This window comes from Methylobacterium sp. WL8 (assembly GCF_008040045.1).
Classification (GTDB): Bacteria; Pseudomonadota; Alphaproteobacteria; order Rhizobiales; family Beijerinckiaceae; genus Methylobacterium; species Methylobacterium cerastii.
Map to the genome: position 1 here is coordinate 1 of NZ_VRVF01000011.1, position 17287 is coordinate 17287.

The following is a 17287-nucleotide window of genomic DNA, read 5'->3' on the forward strand; positions in this document are numbered from 1 at the left end:
GGCGGAGGCCGAGCGGCTTTGAGGGGGTGGAGGCGGGCCAGCGGCATTCGCATCGCGCGATCGTCGATCGACGCATATCCTGGGATATGCCGGGCCTCGCATTGAACCTCGGCAGAGAAAGCCGCGCATCCCCTCATCTCCGCACGCGGGGAAAGGGCTTTGCCGACCTCGTCGTCGGCAACACGAGGCGGCAGCCGAAGGCGGCAGCCGAAGGCGAGGGGGCGCGAACGGTCGAGACTTTTCCGGCCGCTCCCCCTCACCGCCGCTGCGGCTTCGCCTTCGCTACCCGGCTGCACGACGAGGTGCAGCCGGGCCTCTCCCCGCGTGCGGGGAGAGGGGAGACCCGCGCCGTCCGATCACGCCAACGTCGTCAGGTCCTGGAACCAGTGCTGGGCCTGGGTGTAGCCGTTCACCTTCTTCGAGAGCGCGTGCGGGTTGGTGTCGTGCACGACCCAGACCTGCACCGCCTCGTCGACCACGATCTCGTGGATGCGGGCCAGGAGCTTGTCCTGCTCGGCCGGGTCGAGGCTGGCCTTGACCTTGTCGCAGAGGGCGTCGACCTCGGCGTTCTTCCAGTGGCTCCAGTTCACCCCGTTCGGCGCGACCTGGCGCGAATCGTAGAAGCGCAGGATCGCGTAGAACGGGTCGGAGGTGACGTAGGCGATGTTTCCGGCCGAGATGCCCTTCTGGCTCGGGTCGGCCGCGCCCTGGCGCCAGCCGGTGTAGGCGACCTCCAGCTCGACGGTCTTGAACTCCACCTGGATGCCGATCTCGGCCCAGCTCTGCTGGATGAACTCGTTGATCGGCAAGGACAGCATCTGCCCGGTGCCGCCGGTGGGAATCAGGATCGTCGCCTTCATCGGGTTCTTCACCGAGAAGCCGGCCTCCTCGACGAGCTTCTTGGCCGCCGCGACGTCGGTCTTGATCTGGAAGGTCGGCTTGCCGAACCACGGGCTCGACGCCTGGACCTGCCCGACGGCCGGGGCGGCGAGGCCGCCCATCAGCTGGACCACGCCGTCGCGGTCGATGGCGAGGTTGGCGGCCTTGCGCAGGCGGATGTCGCGCCAGGGCGAGCCCTCGACCATCGACAGGTGGTAGTTCCACACGTGCGGCGTGTCGTTGCCGACGATCCGCATGCCGGCGGCCTTGAGGCGCGGCACGGCATCGGGCGCCGGCAGCTCGATCAGGTCCACGTTGCCCGAGAGCAGAGCGTTCACCCGGGCGAGGTCTTCCGGCACGCAGGCCAGCGTCAGCTTGGCGAGCTTCGGCGCGCGCTTGGGGTTCCAGTAGGCCTCGTTCGCCACCAGTTCGAGGCGGACGCGGGGCTGCAGCACGCCGATCTTGTAGGGGCCGGTGCCGGAGGGCTGGAACGCGAATTTCGACCAGTCGCGCCCGACCGCTTCGAACTGCGCCGGCGACGAGATCAGGAACCACAGCATCTGGTACGGGAACAGGCTGTCGGCCGTCTTGGTGGTGACCTGCACGGTCATCGCGTCGAGCTTCTTGTAGGACGCGACGCCGGGCAGGCGCGGGCGCACCTGGGCGGCCTGGCGCTGATCGAAGTGCGGCGCCTCCTTGTTGAGCACCTTGTCGAAGTTCCAGATCACCGCGTCGGCGTCGAAGGCCGAGCCGTCGTGGAACTTGACCCCGTCGCGCAGGCGGAACGTCCAGTTCCTGCGGTCGGCCGGGTCGCTCTCCCATGCGGTCGCGAGGCCGGGCACCATCTTGCCCGGACGGTCCGAGACGTCGAGCTCCCAGGCGATCAGCGGATCGTAGAGGGTCAGCCCGGTGAATTGGTAGCCGCCCGCGCCCTTGTCCGGCTGGCCGGTGGTGAGCGGCAGGTCCGACATCGAGATGCCGTAGGTCAGGCTGCCGGAGGGCGCACCTGCGGCCGGCGCCGGTGCGCCTTGCGCGAGGGCGCCGGCCGCCGCGAGCGGCCAGCCGGCGGCGAGCGCACCAAGGGCGGCGCTGCCGAGCATGAGGTGGCGGCGCGTGAGCGAAGTCTTGTCCATCGGGCACTTTTCGATCGCGGGGCGGGAACGGCCCGCGCATCGAAGGACCCGGCGACGCCGCCCGCCAAGCGGTCGGCCTACCGTGTCCGCGGCAAGGAGGAGCCTCCTTGCACCGTGCCGCGCAGGCATGCGCCGGGGAGAGGCACACAATATGCCAAGCGGCGGTTCCGCGCCTGACAACCAGTAGTTTGCGCCGTCGGGGGCGGTCCCCTCAGGTCACCACGCTCGGCTCGGCCCGGCCGGTGAGCGCCGCGATCTCGGCGAGTTCGCCGGCGACGGCGACCAGGGGGGCCAGCATCTCCGCCACCGGACGCTCGAGCCGGTCCGGCGCGGCCTCGTAGCGCTCGATGTAGACGCGCAGCGTCGCGCCCGCCGTGCCGGTGCCGGACAGGCGGTAGACGATGCGGGCATCCTCCGCGAAGGTCACGCGGACGCCCTGGCGCTCGCTCACCGAGCCGTCTACCGGGTCGACGTAGCGGAAGTCGTCCGCCGCCGAGACCGTGAAGTCGCCGATCCGCCGTCCCGGAAGGGCGGCGAGCTTTTCGCGCAGGCCGTCCATCAGACGGTTGGCGGCGTCGGAGGCGATCTCCTCGTAATCGTGGCGGGTGTAGTAGTCGCGCCCGAAGCGCGCCCAGTGCTCGCGCACGATGGCGTCGGCACGCTTACCCGTCACCGCCAGGATGTTGAGCCAGAGCAGCACCGCCCAGAGCCCGTCCTTCTCGCGGACGTGGTTCGAGCCCGTGCCGGCGCTCTCCTCGCCGCAGAGGGTGATCAGGCCGGCATCGAGCAGGGTGCCGAAGAACTTCCAGCCGGTGGGCGTCTCGTAGACGCCGATCCCCAGCGCCGCGGCGACCCGGTCGGCGGCGCGGCTGGTCGGCATCGAGCGGGCGATGCCGGCAAGCCCCCCGGCGTAGCCCGGTGCCGAGGTCGCGTGCGCGGAAAGGATCGCGAGGCTGTCGCTGGGCGTCACGAACAGGCCCGGCGCGACGATCATGTTGCGGTCGCCGTCGCCGTCCGAGGCGGCGCCGAAATCCGGCGCGTCGGCACCGAGCATCAGGTCGTAGAGGTCGTGGGCGTGGACCGGGTTCGGGTCCGGATGGTGCCCGCCGAAATCCTCCTTCGGCTCGCCGTTGACCACCGTGCCGGGGGCCGCGCCGAGCATGCCTTCGAGGATCGCGTGGGCGTAGGGGCCGGTCACCGCGCTCATCGCGTCGAAGCGCATGCGGAAGCCGGAGGCGAACAGGCGGCGGATCGCGTCGAAGTCGATCAGCGCGGCCATCAGCGCGGCGTAGTCGGCGACCGGGTCGATCACCTCCACGACCATGTCGCCGATCCGCGTCGTCCCGACCTGGTCGAGGTCGAGGTCGGGCACGTCGGCGATGCGGTATTCCGTCAGGGTCTTCGTGGCCTCGAAGATCGCCTCGGTGACGCCCTCGGGCGCCGGGCCGCCGTTGGCAGTGTTGAACTTGATGCCGAAATCGCCGTCCGGGCCGCCGGGATTGTGGCTCGCCGAGAGGATGATGCCGCCGATCGTCCCGTGCTTACGGATGACGCAGGAGGCGGCCGGCGTCGAGAGCAGGCCACCCCGGCCGACGAGCACCCGCCCGAACCCGTTGGCGGCGGCGATCTTCAGGGTGGTCTGCACCACAGCGCGGTTGAAGAAGCGGCCGTCGCCGCCGAGGACCAGGGTCGCGCCCTCGCGGCCGGGGACGGACTGGACGATCGCCTGGACGAAAGTCTCGACGTAATGGGCTTGCCGGAAGTGCGTGACCTTCTTGCGCAACCCCGACGTGCCGGGTTTCTGATCGGAGAACGGCGTCGTCGGCACGCGTTTCAGGACCATGGTTCGCTCGATCTCTCAGGGACTTTCCGCCCAACAACCCGGTTTCGCGGGAGCGGTCAATCAGGCGTCCGGCGCGAGGAAGCGGGCCACGAGCATCCGGGCGAGGTCGATGGGCGCCGCGTCCGTCAGCGCCCCGAGCTTGCCCGAGGTGGAGAGCGAGGCGAGCCCGTGGAGCGAGGCCCACAGGGCGGCGACCGCCCGGGCGCGCTCGTCGGCGGCGGGAAGCAGCGGCTTCAGCGTCGCGTCGACGAGATCGGTGGCGCCCGCCAGCGCCTCCCAGTACCAGTCCGGCACCGCGGCGCCGCGCGCGGGCGCATGGTCGGAGACGAGGCTCCAGACCGCCGGGTCCGCGGCGACGAAGCCGAGGTAGGCCTCGGCCAGGGCCGCCGCGTTCGCCCGCGGCGACGCCTCGGGATCGATGGCGGATTCGAGGGCGGCCTTCAGACGGCCGAAGGTGCGGGCGTTCACCCGAAGCAGCACCGCGTCGAGGTCGCCGACCGCGTTGTAGATCGAGTTCGGCGCGTAGCCGATGGCGGTCGCGAGCGGCCGCATCCCAAGGGCGCGCACGCCCTGGTCCCGGACGATGCCCTCGGCGGCCGCGCAGACCAGCGCGACGAAGCCGGCCCGGTCGAGGTCGCCGCGCGGCCCGGCGGCGCACTTCTTAACGGTCTTCACGCTATGGCCCCGGTAGTGTCTCGTGCGGTCGCGCACGGGATCGAGCGATAGATTGCACGGCGTGCAAGAACAAGCTTGCGCGCAGCCGCAGACTGCATAGTTTGCACGTTGTTCAAATTGCGGTGGTGGGGCGCGGCGGACTTGGGTCCCCAGCCCACGCAGGACCGGGATTTGACGCGACCGCACGGGTTGAGCCAGTCATGGCCCAGCCGGGGAGACCGCCATGTTCCGTTCGCTGATGACCGCCCGGCGTTTCGCGCCGCTGTTTTGGTGCCAGTTCTTTTCGGCGTTCAACGACAACTTCCTCAAGAACGCGCTCGCCTTCCTGATCCTATTCAAGGTCAACCAGGCAGGCGAGTCCGACGCCGGCATCCTGGTGACGTTGGCCAGCGCCGTGTTCATCGGCCCGTTCTTCATCCTGTCGGGCTTGGGCGGAGAGCTCGCCGACCGCTACGACAAGGCGGTCATCGCCAAGCGCCTGAAGTTCGCGGAGATCTTCGCCGCCGGCACCGCCGTGCTCGGCTTCTTCCTCGCCTCGGTGCCGATCCTGTTCATGGCGCTCGGGCTGTTCGGGACCATCGCGGCGCTGTTCGGGCCGATCAAGTACGGAATCCTCCCCGATCATCTGAAGCGTGAGGAGCTGCCGGCCGGCAACGCGCTCGTCGAGGCCGCGACCTTCCTCGCGATCCTGCTCGGCACGATCGCGGCGGGCTTCGCCAGCGCCATGGGCGGCTCGCACCTCGTCTTCGGTGGCCTGATCATGGCCTTCGCCGTGCTGTGCTGGCTCGCCGCCCGCGCCATCCCGGCGACCGGCGAGGGCGCCCCCGACCTGCACGTCGACCGCAACGTCGCCCGCTCGACCGCGGCGTTGCTGCGCGATCTGTGGGGCGACCGCCGCCTGTGGCGCGGCTCGGTGATCGTCAGCTGGTTCTGGCTCGTCGGCGTCGTCGTGCTGTCGCTGCTGCCGCTTCTGGTCCGCCACGACTTCAACGGCTCCGAGACGGTGGTGACGCTGCTGCTCGCCGTATTCTCGGTCGGCATCGCGCTCGGTTCCGGCGTCGCCTCGTGGCTGTGCAGCGGGCGGATCGTGCTGTTGCCGACCCCCGTCGGCGCGCTGCTGATGGGCCTGTTCGGCCTCGACCTCGCCTGGACGGTGGCCCACCACGCGCCGGAGACCGGCGCGATGGTCGGCGCCGCCGACTTCCTGCGCACCGGCTCGGGCCTGCGGGTCGCGGTCGACTTCCTCGGGCTGGCCATGGCCGGCGGCCTCTACATCGTGCCGTCGTTCGCCGCGGTGCAGGCCTGGACCGACAAGGACAAGCGCGCCCGCATCATCGGCGCCGTCAACGTGATGACGGCGGCCTTCATGGTCGGCGGCACGCTGGCGCTGGCAGCCCTCCAGGGCGCCGGGCTCTCCGGCGCGACGCTGCTGGCTCTCGTGGCCGTGCTCAACCTCGTCGTCGCAGTGATCGTCCTCGCCACCCTGGAGACGAGCCCGTTCCGCGACTTCCTCTCGATCCTGTTCCGGGCGTTCTACCGGCTCGAGGTCCGCGGCCTCGACAACGTCGAGAAGGCCGGGGCGAACTGCATCGTCGCCCTCAACCACGTCTCGTTCCTCGACGCGCCGCTCGCCCTGTCGCTGCTCGCCCAGGAGCCGGTCTTCGCCGTCGACCACGGCATCGCGCAGCGCTGGTGGGTGAAGCCGTTCCTGCGGGTCACCAAGGCGATGCCGCTCGACCCGACGCGCCCGCTCGCCACCCGCCAGCTGATCAACGCGGTGAAGGGCGGCGAGACGCTGATCATCTTCCCCGAGGGGCGTCTCACCGTCACCGGCAGCCTGATGAAGGTCTACGACGGCGCGGGGCTGATCGCCGACAAGTCCGGAGCGATGGTCGTCCCCGTCCGCATCGAGGGCTTGGAGCGGACCGTGTTCTCGCGGCTGTCACGCGACCAGGTTAGACGGCGCTGGTGGCCCAAGGTCGTCGTCACGGTGATGCCGCCGGTCAAGCTCGCCGTCGACGCAAGCCTCAAAGGCAAGGCCCGGCGACAGGCTGCGGGCGCGGGGCTCTACGGCATCATGTCCGAGTTGGTCTTCGACACCACCGACATCGACCGCAGCGTGATGACGGCACTGATCGCGGCCGGCGAGCGCTTCGGCTGGCGCCGGACGGCTTTGGAGGACCCGGTTTCGGGCAAGATGACCTATTCGCGCCTGGTGATGGGCGCCAACATCCTCGCCCGCAAGCTGATGCCGATGGTCTCGGAGGGCAAAGCCATCGGGCTGATGCTGCCGAACGCCAACGGCGCCGCGGTGACGTTCTTCGCGCTGGCCTCGGCCGGCCGGGTGCCGGCGATGATCAACTTCTCCGCCGGCGCCGCCAACATCCTGTCGGCGTGCAAGGCGGCGGAGGTGACGAAGATCCTCACCTCCCGTGCCTTCATCGAGAAGGGCCGCCTCGGCCCGCTCGTCGAGGCGATCAAGGACAAGGTCGAGCTGGTCTACCTGGAGGAGGTGCGCGCCACCGTTACGGCGGGCGACAAGATCCGCGGCCTTCTCGCGGCCCGAAAGCCGCTCGTCGCGCGCACCGGCGAGGATGCGGCCGCGATCCTGTTCACCTCGGGCTCGGAGGGAACGCCGAAGGGCGTGATGGTGGCCAACCGGGGCATGCTCGCGAACGTCGCCCAGGTCGCCGCCCGGATCGATTTCGGACCGTCCGACAAGGTGTTCAACGTGCTGCCGATCTTCCACGCCTTCGGGCTGACCTCGGCCCTGGTGCTGCCGCTGGTCTCGGGCGTGCCGGTCTACCTCTACCCGTCGCCGCTGCACTACCGGATCGTGCCGGAGCTGGTCTACGGCTCGAACGCGACGGTCCTGTTCGGCACCGACACCTTCCTCACTGGCTACGCCAAGGTGGCGCATGCCTACGACCTGCGTTCGCTGCGCTACGTCGTGGCCGGCGCCGAGCCGGTGAAGGATACGACCCGCCGCACCTACGCGGAGAAGTTCGGCCTGCGCATCCTCGAAGGCTACGGCGTCACCGAATGCGGCCCGGTGGTCGCGGTCAACACGCCGATGTTCAACCGCTTCGGCACCGTCGGCCGGCTGGTGCCGGGCATGGAGCACCGCCTCGACCCGGTCACCGGCATCGACGAGGGCGGCCGCCTCGTGGTGCGCGGTCGCAACATCATGCTCGGGTATCTCCGCGCCGAGAACCCCGGCGTGCTGGAGGCCCCAGTGGACGGCTGGCACGACACCGGCGACATCGTCGCGATCGACGCGCAGGGCTTCGTCGCGATCAAGGGCCGCGCCAAGCGCTTCGCGAAGATCGCCGGCGAGATGATCTCGCTCGCCGGCATCGAGGCCACCGCCGCCGACCTCTGGCCCGACAGCCCGAGCGCGGTGGCCGCGGTGCCCGACGCGCGCAAGGGTGAGCGGATGGTGTTGTTCACGCAAGCCAAGGACGCGACCCGGGCCGCCTACCAAGCCTTCGCCAAGGGCCGCGGCGCCCCCGACCTCGCGATCCCGGCGGAGGTGGTGGTGATCGACGCGATCCCGATGCTCGGCACCGGCAAGGTCGATCAGGTGGCGGTGACCAAGCTCGCGCGGGATCGCGCGGGCGGGCAGGAGGCGACCGCGGCTTGATCACCTGAGAGTTACCGCTTCTTTCCTTCCCCCTCTGTGGGGGAGGGAAGAAGCGCCCCAGACTCATATGGCTGAACCATAGCAACGAAGAGGGCTGTCGCCTCCGATCGCGTCTCGCCTATAATGGCGAAAAGCCCGGCCCCGATCGAGAAGACCGCCCATGACCTCCCGCATCCCGAACTTCGCCGAGATCGCCTGGGGCGCGGACGCCGTTGCCCTGCCGCCGCCGCCGTCGGGGGAGCCTTGGATGACCCCCGAGGGCATCCCGGTGAAGACCCATTACGGGCCGGAGGACCGGGCGGGGCTCGAGTTCGTCGACACCTATCCCGGCGTCGCGCCCTATCTGCGCGGGCCGTATCCGACGATGTACGTCACCCAGCCTTGGACGATCCGTCAGTATGCGGGGTTCTCTACGGCCGAGGATTCGAACGCGTTCTACCGGCGCAACCTCGCCGCCGGGCAGAAGGGCCTGTCGGTTGCCTTCGACCTCGCGACCCATCGCGGCTACGATTCCGACCACCCGCGGGTGTCTGGCGACGTCGGCATGGCGGGCGTCGCGATCGATTCGATCTACGACATGCGCACGCTGTTCTCCGGCATCCCGCTCGACGAGATGACCGTGTCGATGACGATGAACGGCGCGGTGCTGCCGATCCTCGCGCTCTACATCGTCGCCGCGGAAGAGCAGGGCGTGCCGCCGGAGAAGCTCGCCGGTACGATCCAGAACGACATCCTCAAGGAGTTCATGGTCCGCAACACCTACATCTATCCCCCGAAGGGATCGATGCGGATCATCTCGGACATCTTCGCCTACACCTCGAAGAACATGCCGAAATTCAACTCGATCTCGATCTCCGGCTACCACATGCAGGAAGCCGGCGCGACCAACGACCTCGAGCTCGCCTACACGCTGGCCGACGGCGTCGAGTACATCAAGGCGGGTCTGGCCGCCGGCCTGACGATCGACCAGTTCGCCCCGCGGCTGTCGTTCTTCTGGGCGATCTCGACGAACTACTTCATGGAGATCGCCAAGATGCGGGCCGCGCGCCTGATCTGGGCTAAGCTCGTCAAGGAGTTCGAGCCCAAGAGCGAGAAGTCGCTGCCGCTGCGCACCCACTCGCAGACCTCGGGCTGGTCGCTGACCGCGCAGGACGTGTTCAACAACGTCACCCGCACCTGCATCGAGGCGATGGCGGCGACGCAGGGCGGCACGCAATCGCTCCACACCAACGCGCTCGACGAGGCGCTGGCGCTGCCGACCGACTTCTCGGCCCGCATCGCCCGCAACACCCAGCTGTTCTTGCAGCAGGAGAGCGGCACCACGCGCATCGTCGATCCGTGGGGCGGCTCTTACTACGTCGAGAAGCTCACCGCCGACATCGTCGCGCGCGCCTGGGAGCACCTGCGCGAGGTCGAGGAGCTCGGCGGCATGGCCAAGGCGATCGAGGCCGGCATCCCGAAGCTCAGGATCGAGGAGGCGGCGGCGCGCGCCCAGGCGCGGATCGATTCGGGCCGCCAGACCATCGTCGGCATCAACAAGTTCAAGCCCGATGACGAGATGAAGATCGAGCTGATGCGCGTCGATAACGGCAACGTGCGCACGCTGCAGATCGACAAGCTCAAGCGCCTGCGCTCCGAGCGGAACCAGGCCGACGTCGACGCGCGGCTCGCGGCCCTCACCAAGGCGGCGGAAGGGGAGGGCAACCTGCTCGAGCTCGCCGTCGAGGCGGCGCGCGCCAAGGCGACGGTGGGCGAGATCTCCGATGCGCTGGAGAAAGCCTGGGGCCGGCACCGCGCCGAGATCCGGTCGATCTCGGGCGTATACAAGCGGGAGGTGGGTGGTATGTCGCCAGCGGTCGAGCAGGTGCGTGGGCTGGTCGAGGCCTTCGAGGAGAACGACGGGCGCCGCCCGCGCATCCTCGTCGCCAAAATGGGTCAGGACGGGCACGACCGCGGCCAGAAGGTGATCGCTTCGGCCTTCGCCGACCTCGGCTTCGACGTGGATATCGGGCCGCTCTTCGCCACGCCGGCCGAGGCCGCGCGGCAGGCGGTGGAGAACGACGTGCACATCGTCGGCGTGTCGTCGCTCGCCGCCGGCCACCTGACGCTGGTGCCGGAGCTGAAGGCGGCGCTCACCGAGCAGGGCCGCGGCGACGTGATGATCGTGATCGGCGGCGTGATCCCGCCCGGCGACTACGACGCGCTCTACGCGGCCGGCGCCTCGGCGATCTTCCCGCCGGGCACGGTGATCGCGGAAGCCGCGGTCAAGCTGATCGAGGAGCTGAACGGCCGGCTCGGCTACGTCGCGCAACAGGCCGCCGAGTAAGGCTACTCCGACGGCGTCCGCGTCGGCAGGGCCGGCGCGGCCGGGGTGATCGAGCCGGTGGCCTCGGGGCCGCCGGCGCGGAACAGGGCCTGGGCGGATTGCTCGGCCCGCTCACGGTCGAGCTTTTGCGCGGCCAGCAGCGCGCAGACCACGAGCAGGGCTACCCCGAATACCGCCTTGGCCGTCGTCCAGATGCGATCGAGCATGCCCCGTGGTGGCATGCCGTCGGTTAGCGGGATGACAACGCCGGCACCTTTTCCACCGGCGCTATCCCGGTGGCGGGTCTTGGGCCTGCGCCGCGCTACTTCGTCTTCTTGCCGGCGGTCTTGATCGCGGCGCTGACCATGTCCTTGGTCGAGGGCGCCGCAGCAATCGTCTTGGAAACCGCCTTCTTCGGCTTTTTCGTCTCGCGGTTTCCGCGCTTGTTCTCGGTCGCCATCACGTTCTCCCGTTTGCGTTCGCGGTGATGATGGCACGGTTTTGGGTGTGCGCGCCGACAAAAGACTTCTTGCGCGCTTTCGTGATGCACACGGATACATCGGGACGGTCGGAAATTCGCTGGCGAAGCACGTCGTTGGAGGGATGAAACGATCCGCAAAGTGATGCGCCCCGGCAATGCGTACCCGCGTCGGAGCACAGCCACCCGGCAGCGTATTAAACCGCAGGTTGCAACAAATCGCTTGCCGGATTCGCAGGCTCGGGTTACTTTGCATTGCAAAGCATGATCCGGTCCGGAGAGCCTCATGCACGACCTCGACAAGGCCCTGGCGGACATCGTCGCGATCCGCTCGCAGATCGCGCGGGACACCGCGTTTCGCGGCCTCGGCTCGGCGGCCCTGGCCGCCACCGGGGTGCTGGCGCTCGCCACCGCCTGCGGGCAGGCGCTCTGGCTCGGCGATCCGAGCGCGCGGCCGCTGCTGTTCTTCGGCCTGTGGATCGCCACTGCCTGCGCCGCGGGCGGGCTGATCGGCATCGAGACCGTGCGGCGCTCGCGCCGACTGCATTCGGGCCTGGCCGACGCCATGGTCTGGAACGCGATCGAAGGGTTCCTCCCGGCCGCGGGCGCGGGCGCCTGCCTCGCCGTGGTGATCGCGCGCTTCGCCCCCGACGAGATCTGGATGCTGCCCGGCCTGTGGCAGGTTCTGGTCGGGCTCGGCCTGTTCGCCTCGGCGCGGATCCTGCCCCGCGCCGTGCAGGGGGCCGGCGCGTGGTATCTCCTAGCCGGCCTGACGGTGCTGGCGATCGCCAGCGAAACACGGGCGCTCTCGCCCTGGCTGATGGGGCTGCCCTTCGCGGTCGGGCAGGGCTGGCTCGCCCTCGTCATGTCGAACGCGGGAGGCGGCGATGGCGACCTCTGACCGGGCCGACGGCCGCTTCTCCTACGAAGGGCTCGATCGGGTGATCCACGAGAAGGCGCGGCTGAGCGTGCTGACCTCGTTGGTCGGCCACCCGAAGGGCCTTCCGTTCCCCGACCTCAAGCGCCTGTGCGGGCTCACCGACGGCAACCTCAGCCGGCACCTCGCGGTGCTGCAGGAGGCCGACTTGGTCAGCCTGGAGAAGGGCCACGCCCACAACCGGCCGCAGACCCTGTGCCGGCTGACCCCGGCGGGGCGGACGCGCTTCCTCGATTATCTCGCGGTGCTGGAACAGGTGGTGCGCGACGCGGCCAAGGCCGCCCGCGCGCCGGATTCCGGCCGGCTCGATGCCAACCCGGCCTGACCGCCGAACGCCCCTTTTGCGCCTCCGCCTGCCACGCCGCTTCCCGTCCGGAGCCTTCACACGATGCAAAGCCCATCCGACCCCAGGCCGGGCCTCCACGCGGCGATCATCATGGACGGCAACGGCCGCTGGGCGACCCGTCGCGGGCTGCCGCGCGCCGCCGGCCACCGCACCGGCGTCGAGGCGATCCGGCGCACGGCCGAGGCCTGCCCAGGGCTCGGGATCGGCACGCTGACCCTCTACGCCTTCTCCAGCGATAACTGGCAGCGCCCGGCCGACGAGGTCGGCGGCTTGATGCGGCTGCTGCGCGTCTACCTGCGCAACGAGACGGCGCGGCTCGCCCGCACGGGCACCCGCCTCAGCGTCGTCGGCCGCCGCGACCGGCTGCCGGCCGGCCTGCCCGAGGCGATCGAGCGGGCCGAGGCCGCGACCGCCGAGGGTCGCAAGCTCCACCTGCGCATCGCCGTCGACTATTCCGCCCGCGACGCGATCCTCGCCGCCGCCGTGCGGCTCGCCGGAGAGCCGACGTCGCGCGCGGCGTTCGGGGCCGAGGTCGCCGGCGCGATGCACGGCTCGCCGGTCGACGTCGACCTGCTGATCCGCACCGGCGGCGAGAAGCGTCTGTCCGATTTCATGCTCTGGGAGGCGGCCTACGCCGAGCTCCACTTCACCGAGCGGATGTGGCCCGATTTCGGCGAGGACGACCTCGCCGCCGCGATGGCCGAGTTCACCCGCCGCGACCGCCGCTTCGGCGGCCTGACCAACCCGAAGGTCTCCGCCGCGGCCTGAGACCGGCCCGGATCGCACTGGACAGGCCGGGGGGTCGGCGCCAGATCGGCGGTGTCGCCACCCAGGCTCGAAGATCGTTGCATGTCCGCTGACGCACCCCCGCCCGCCCTCGACGACGAGACCGTCGCGTTCGCCGGCCGCCTGTTCCAGTACGCGCGGATGGGTCATGCCGCGGAGTTGGCGGAGCTGTTCGGGCAGGGCCTTCCGGCCAACATCCGCAACGACAAGGGCGACAGCCTGCTGATGCTGGCGGCCTATAACGGCCAGGCCGAGACCGCCCGCGTCATCCTGGAGGCGGGCGGCGACCCGGAACTCGCCAACGACCGCGGCCAGACGCCGCTCGCCGGCGCCGCCTTCAAGGGCGACATCGCGATCGCCACGCTGCTGCTGCTGCATGGCGCCGCCGTGGACGGCACCGGCGACGGCAGCCGCACGGCCCTGATGACCGCTGCGATGTTCGACCGTACCGAGATCGTCGCGCTTCTGCTCGCCCACGGCGCCGACCCAGGTCGGCGCGACGCCGCCGGCCAGTCGGCCGCCGACATGGCGCAGGCGATGGGCGCGCAGAACACCCCGGCGCAGCTCGCGAACGCGCGGCGGCCCGGCGTCTAAGGGATCATTCGCCGTCGGGCGGCAGCGCTTCGGTGACCTGGACGCGCTGGGCCGGCTTCTCCTGCACGGGCTCGGCCGTCTCGACCGTGGGCGCGATGGCGGTGACACCTTCGTAGCGAGACAGGCGCCGGTCGATCATGCCGTCGATCCGGTCGTAGACCTCGGCCACCGTGAGATGGCGGCGGGCCTTGCCGGCGGCCTTGTCGGCCTTCTGGGTGAACAGCGCCCGGTTGGCCCGGGCCGCGTTGCGGAACTCGCGCTCGGCGACCTCGTCCGGGCGATCGACGTTCATGGTGAGGAAGCGCCCGGCGCTCGACGTGCCGAGGAAATGCGCGAAGTACAGCTCCGAGGTGGTCAGCACCCGGCCGACGCGGGCCTCTATCCGCCCGCGGTCGCGCTTGATCAGCTCGGCCGCCATCAAGGCGGCGACATAGGGGTCCTTGCGGAGCGACAGCACCCGCTCGCGCATCGGCGCGGCCACGGTGATCGCGGAGCCGCGCCCCTTCACTGCGGCCGCCTCGGCGTCCAGCCCGTAGCGGGCGCCGAAGTCGCGGATCATTTCGAGCCAGGTGGCGGTGACGAACTGGAACAGGCCTTCGGCGGACGAGGTCTGCGCCTTCACGTCGGTCGAGAAGCTCGACTCCTTGTCGGCCAAAGCCATCAGGTAGACCGGGTCGACGCCGGAGGCCGAGGCGGCCTTCAGGATCGTGTCGACGATCCGGCGCGGCACGCCGACCTTGCCGAACCGGATCGTGTCGTCGGTCTCGGGCGAGGGCCGGGGCAGGGCAGCGAGATCGCCGGCGATCAGCGCGCTGGTGGCCGGCTCCTGCTCGACGACCGGAACGCCGCTCCACGCGGCAGGGTTGTCGGAGGGCTCGGCCCTCGCAAGTTCGGTCGCGGCACGCGGGCTCTGGTCGATCCGGTCGTGGGCCAAGGCGGCCGGGGCGAAGGCAGTCTGCGGCAGGGCGAAGCCGGCGAGCAGGGCGGCCAGCCCCATGGCCGCGGTGCGGCGGCGCAACGGCGAAGGGCGGCGGAATTTGGCGTCGTTCCGCTGCGTCCCGCAGGCGGACCGCGGCAGCCAAGCCACGGTATCATCTTCACAATTCGACCCGTTGGGCACGAGTCGGCTCACGTCGTCGGCGCAACGCGCCGGCTCCGGGAAAACCCCCATTGCTGGTCCTTTTCGTGCCGCGGCGTTCATGGGCCGGGCTTCGATCGAGCGGCGGCTCTATCGCCGGATGCCGTGACCAGAATGGGACGGCTCGGTGATCCAACCGTGGCGCGCTTAAGGAGCCGTTAACGCTGACGTTTCACGGTTTCTTAACCAGTCGTTCGGGTGCCATTCAGCCGTAGGTTGGCACCAAGATGTCGCATTCGGGCTTGGAACGTTGCCCCCGAGCGCCAGTTAGCTAGGGCCACGCAGGGCGGTCCGCCTCGGCCCGTTCGAAGCTCTGCGTCCGAAGCGTTTAAGGAATTTTCTCCCCATGAGCATGCAGACCGGTCGTCGCGTCGGCGTTGCGTTTGTCGGCATGGGTGGCGCAGTCGCCACCACCGCCATCGCCGGCATCGAGATGATCAAGTCCGGATCGAACCGCCTCGACGGGCTGCCTCTCGCCGGCGTCTCGGTGGCCGGGATGGCCGACTACAAGGATCTCGTCTTCGCTGGATGGGACCTCAACGGCGACGACCTCGCCTCCGCCGCGCAGGGGCACGGCGTGCTCACCAAGCAGGACATCGAGAACGGCGCCCAGGTTCTCAAAGGCATCCAGCCCTGGCCGGCGGTGGGCAGCGCGAAGTTCTGCAAGAACATCGACGGCGCCAACCGCATCGTCGCCGCCGACCACCGCGAGGCGGTGTCGATCATCGCCGCCGACCTGCGCCGCTTCAAGCAGGAGAGCAACCTCGACGAGGTGGTGGTCGTGAACCTCGCCTCCACCGAGCGCTGGCCCGACCTCACCGCCGCCGTGCTGAACTCGACCGAGGCGTTCGAGAAGGGCCTCGACGCCAGCGACGAGCACATCTCGCCGGCGATGCTCTACGCCTACGCGGCGATCAAGAGTGGCGTGCCCTACGCCAACTTCACCCCGAGCATCGCCGCCGACGTGCCGGCGCTGCTCTCGCTCGCCACCGAGATGAACGTGCCGGTGGCCGGCAAGGACGGCAAGACCGGCCAGACCATGATGAAGACGGTGCTGGCGCCGGCCTTCAAGGCCCGCGCCCTCCACGTCGACGGATGGTTCTCGACCAACATCCTCGGCAACCGCGACGGCCTCGCCCTCAATGACCCGGCCTCGCTCCAATCGAAGCTCAACACCAAGGGCACGGTGCTCGACTCCATCCTCGGCTACCCAGTCGAGGATCATCTGGTCCACATCCACTATTACCGCCCGCGCGGCGACGACAAGGAAGCCTGGGACAACATCGACATCACCGGCTTCATGGGCCAGCGCATGCAGGTGAAGGTCAACTTCCTGTGCAAGGACTCGATCCTGGCGGCGCCGCTCGTCATCGAGATCGCCCGCGTCCTCGACCTCGCCAAGAAGCGCGGCGATGGCGGCGTGCAGGAGCAGCTCTCGACCTTCTTCAAGGCGCCGATGGTCAAGAACGGGCACGGCCCGGAGCACGACTTCGGCAAGCAGGGCAAGATGCTGCTCGATTGGCTGGACGGCGACCGCTGATGTCGGACGGCGTTCCGGTGAACGGCGCGTCCGGGCCTGCCGCGCCGGCCGAGCTTCGCGACCTGTTCGTCGAAATGAACGATCTCAAGCGCGTCCGGTCCGCCGGGCGCGTCGGCTCCATCGCCGAGCGCTTGTTCGCGCAGGGCTGGAGTGCGCTGACCGGGGGTGCCTCCGCGGAAGACGTCGCCCTCGACATCACCGCCACGGCGCTCGCCGCCACCCGCCTGTGCGACCTCGACGCCGCATTCCTCGCCTCCGCCGGCCTGTCCGAAGAGGCGGTGTCCGGCGTGCTGGTGGACGGGTTCGACAGCGTCACGTCGAACCTAGATCCCGGCCTGCGCGAGACGCTGCGGGGCAGGCTCTCGCGCCGCGTCGCGCATCGGCCGGGCCCGGTGCCGGGCTTCGTCACGGCCCTGGCGCGGCAGCCGCGAGCGGGTGTCACCTGCCCTGGACGCGCCCGGATCCTGCTCGAGCCGCCGGAGAACCACGCCGAGCACTGCCTCCTCGTCGCGGTCTACGGCGTCGTGCTGAGCCCGTTCTACCGGGCGGACCCGGCGACCGTGTTCCTCGCGGCGATGGCGCATCACTTCCACAACGCCGCGATGCCCGACGCAGGCTTCACCGGCGAGATGCTGCTCGGCGACCATCTCGGGCCGATCATGGCGCGGACGACGCAGTGGGCGTTGGACGAGTTCGACGGCCCGCTTCGCGAGACGGTAGAGCGCGCCCGCGCCGTCTTGCCGGACGACGCGACGGCGGAAGGCCGCGCCTTCCACGCCGCCGACTGCGTCGATCGCGTCCTGCAGATCGCGCAGCACCTGCAGGCGGCCTCCCTCACCATGCAGACGGTGCTGGGCGACATGGAGCTTGTCCACGCCGGCCCGGTCAAAGGGTTCCACGACCGCGTGCTCGTGGATATGCGCATCCCGTAAGTCTCACGTCGTGTGGAAGTGCCCCGTCGTGAGGGCTCCGCATGACGTCCCCGCCATG

General features: G+C 69.9%; 14 protein-coding genes. 8 read left to right on the forward strand and 6 right to left on the reverse strand.

Annotation, left to right across the window (positions count from 1 at the left end; genetic code table 11):
- Nucleotides 1–356: 356 nt before the first annotated feature.
- The 3 genes from FV234_RS06295 to FV234_RS06305 all read right to left on the reverse strand — a co-directional run bounded on the left by FV234_RS06295 (nt 357) and on the right by FV234_RS06305 (nt 4530).
- Nucleotides 357–2012 carry an ABC transporter substrate-binding protein gene (locus FV234_RS06295; RefSeq protein WP_147828424.1) on the reverse strand — a complete coding sequence of 552 codons (1656 nt, stop codon included), beginning with the start codon at nt 2010–2012 and terminating at the stop codon, nt 357–359.
- Between the two features lie 211 nt (nt 2013–2223).
- Nucleotides 2224–3855 carry an alpha-D-glucose phosphate-specific phosphoglucomutase gene (locus FV234_RS06300; RefSeq protein WP_147828425.1) on the reverse strand — a complete coding sequence of 544 codons (1632 nt, stop codon included), beginning with the start codon at nt 3853–3855 and terminating at the stop codon, nt 2224–2226.
- Between the two features lie 60 nt (nt 3856–3915).
- Nucleotides 3916–4530, reverse strand: a complete 615-nt coding sequence (locus tag FV234_RS06305; RefSeq protein ID WP_147828426.1) for a TetR-like C-terminal domain-containing protein — start codon at nt 4528–4530, stop codon at nt 3916–3918.
- 223 nt (nt 4531–4753) lie between these two features.
- Between FV234_RS06305 and FV234_RS06310 the strand changes: the two genes are divergently transcribed.
- Nucleotides 4754–8173, forward strand: coding sequence for an acyl-[ACP]--phospholipid O-acyltransferase (locus FV234_RS06310; protein WP_147828427.1), 3420 nt, complete (start codon nt 4754–4756; stop codon nt 8171–8173).
- 160 nt (nt 8174–8333) lie between these two features.
- On the forward strand, nt 8334–10499 hold the full coding sequence (scpA, locus tag FV234_RS06315) for a methylmalonyl-CoA mutase (RefSeq protein ID WP_147828428.1): 2166 nt from the start codon (nt 8334–8336) through the stop codon (nt 10497–10499).
- Between the two features lie 2 nt (nt 10500–10501).
- Here scpA and FV234_RS06320 read toward each other — a convergent pair whose 3' ends face one another.
- Together FV234_RS06320 and FV234_RS26105 are read right to left on the reverse strand one after the other, a co-directional pair.
- Nucleotides 10502–10720: a hypothetical protein gene (locus tag FV234_RS06320; protein WP_210250856.1), complete on the reverse strand. Its 219-nt coding sequence runs from the start codon at nt 10718–10720 to the stop codon at nt 10502–10504.
- Between the two features lie 80 nt (nt 10721–10800).
- Nucleotides 10801–10938 carry a hypothetical protein gene (locus FV234_RS26105; protein WP_187273601.1) on the reverse strand — a complete coding sequence of 46 codons (138 nt, stop codon included), beginning with the start codon at nt 10936–10938 and terminating at the stop codon, nt 10801–10803.
- A gap of 304 nt (nt 10939–11242) precedes the next feature.
- Here FV234_RS26105 and FV234_RS06325 point away from each other — a divergent pair, with 304 nt between their 5' ends.
- From FV234_RS06325 to FV234_RS06340, 4 genes are all read left to right on the forward strand, one after another.
- The gene (locus FV234_RS06325; RefSeq protein ID WP_147762266.1) at nt 11243–11857 is read left to right on the forward strand and encodes a hypothetical protein; all 615 of its coding nucleotides are present in this window, start codon (nt 11243–11245) and stop codon (nt 11855–11857) included.
- Nucleotides 11844–12218 carry a transcriptional regulator gene (locus FV234_RS06330; protein WP_147762265.1) on the forward strand — a complete coding sequence of 125 codons (375 nt, stop codon included), beginning with the start codon at nt 11844–11846 and terminating at the stop codon, nt 12216–12218. The genes FV234_RS06325 and FV234_RS06330 overlap by 14 nt, the downstream gene beginning before the upstream one ends.
- A 63-nt stretch (nt 12219–12281) precedes the next feature.
- Nucleotides 12282–13007: a di-trans,poly-cis-decaprenylcistransferase gene (locus FV234_RS06335; protein ID WP_147828429.1), complete on the forward strand. Its 726-nt coding sequence runs from the start codon at nt 12282–12284 to the stop codon at nt 13005–13007.
- An 81-nt stretch (nt 13008–13088) separates the two neighbouring features.
- On the forward strand, nt 13089–13619 hold the full coding sequence (locus FV234_RS06340) for an ankyrin repeat domain-containing protein (RefSeq protein ID WP_147828430.1): 531 nt from the start codon (nt 13089–13091) through the stop codon (nt 13617–13619).
- Nucleotides 13620–13623: 4 nt separating this feature from the next.
- Here the strand turns inward: FV234_RS06340 and FV234_RS06345 are convergent, their stop codons facing one another.
- A complete protein-coding gene (locus FV234_RS06345; protein ID WP_348643054.1) occupies nt 13624–14637 on the reverse strand; it encodes a transglycosylase SLT domain-containing protein in 1014 nt (337 codons plus the stop codon).
- Nucleotides 14638–15103: 466 nt separating this feature from the next.
- Between FV234_RS06345 and FV234_RS06350 the strand changes: the two genes are divergently transcribed.
- Nucleotides 15104–16297 (forward strand): inositol-3-phosphate synthase, encoded by a 1194-nt coding sequence (locus FV234_RS06350; protein WP_147762261.1) that lies wholly within the window; start codon nt 15104–15106, stop codon nt 16295–16297.
- Nucleotides 16297–17229: an HD domain-containing protein gene (locus FV234_RS06355; protein WP_147753964.1), complete on the forward strand. Its 933-nt coding sequence runs from the start codon at nt 16297–16299 to the stop codon at nt 17227–17229. The genes FV234_RS06350 and FV234_RS06355 overlap by 1 nt, the downstream gene beginning before the upstream one ends.
- Nucleotides 17230–17287 lie beyond the last annotated feature (58 nt).

Excerpts from the sequence above, each read along its gene's own strand:
- FV234_RS06295 (WP_147828424.1), bottom strand. The coding sequence starts at position 2,012 with ATGGACAAGACTTCGCTCACGCGCCGCCACCTCATGCTCGGCAGCGCC.
- FV234_RS06300 (WP_147828425.1), bottom strand. The coding sequence starts at position 3,855 with ATGGTCCTGAAACGCGTGCCGACGACGCCGTTCTCCGATCAGAAACCC.
- FV234_RS06310 (WP_147828427.1), top strand. The coding sequence starts at position 4,754 with ATGTTCCGTTCGCTGATGACCGCCCGGCGTTTCGCGCCGCTGTTTTGG.
- scpA (WP_147828428.1), top strand. The coding sequence starts at position 8,334 with ATGACCTCCCGCATCCCGAACTTCGCCGAGATCGCCTGGGGCGCGGAC.
- FV234_RS06320 (WP_210250856.1), bottom strand. The coding sequence starts at position 10,720 with ATGCCACCACGGGGCATGCTCGATCGCATCTGGACGACGGCCAAGGCG.
- FV234_RS26105 (WP_187273601.1), bottom strand. The coding sequence starts at position 10,938 with ATGGCGACCGAGAACAAGCGCGGAAACCGCGAGACGAAAAAGCCGAAG.
- FV234_RS06325 (WP_147762266.1), top strand. The coding sequence starts at position 11,243 with ATGCACGACCTCGACAAGGCCCTGGCGGACATCGTCGCGATCCGCTCG.
- FV234_RS06330 (WP_147762265.1), top strand. The coding sequence starts at position 11,844 with ATGGCGACCTCTGACCGGGCCGACGGCCGCTTCTCCTACGAAGGGCTC.
- FV234_RS06335 (WP_147828429.1), top strand. The coding sequence starts at position 12,282 with ATGCAAAGCCCATCCGACCCCAGGCCGGGCCTCCACGCGGCGATCATC.
- FV234_RS06340 (WP_147828430.1), top strand. The coding sequence starts at position 13,089 with ATGTCCGCTGACGCACCCCCGCCCGCCCTCGACGACGAGACCGTCGCG.
- FV234_RS06350 (WP_147762261.1), top strand. The coding sequence starts at position 15,104 with ATGAGCATGCAGACCGGTCGTCGCGTCGGCGTTGCGTTTGTCGGCATG.
- FV234_RS06355 (WP_147753964.1), top strand. The coding sequence starts at position 16,297 with ATGTCGGACGGCGTTCCGGTGAACGGCGCGTCCGGGCCTGCCGCGCCG.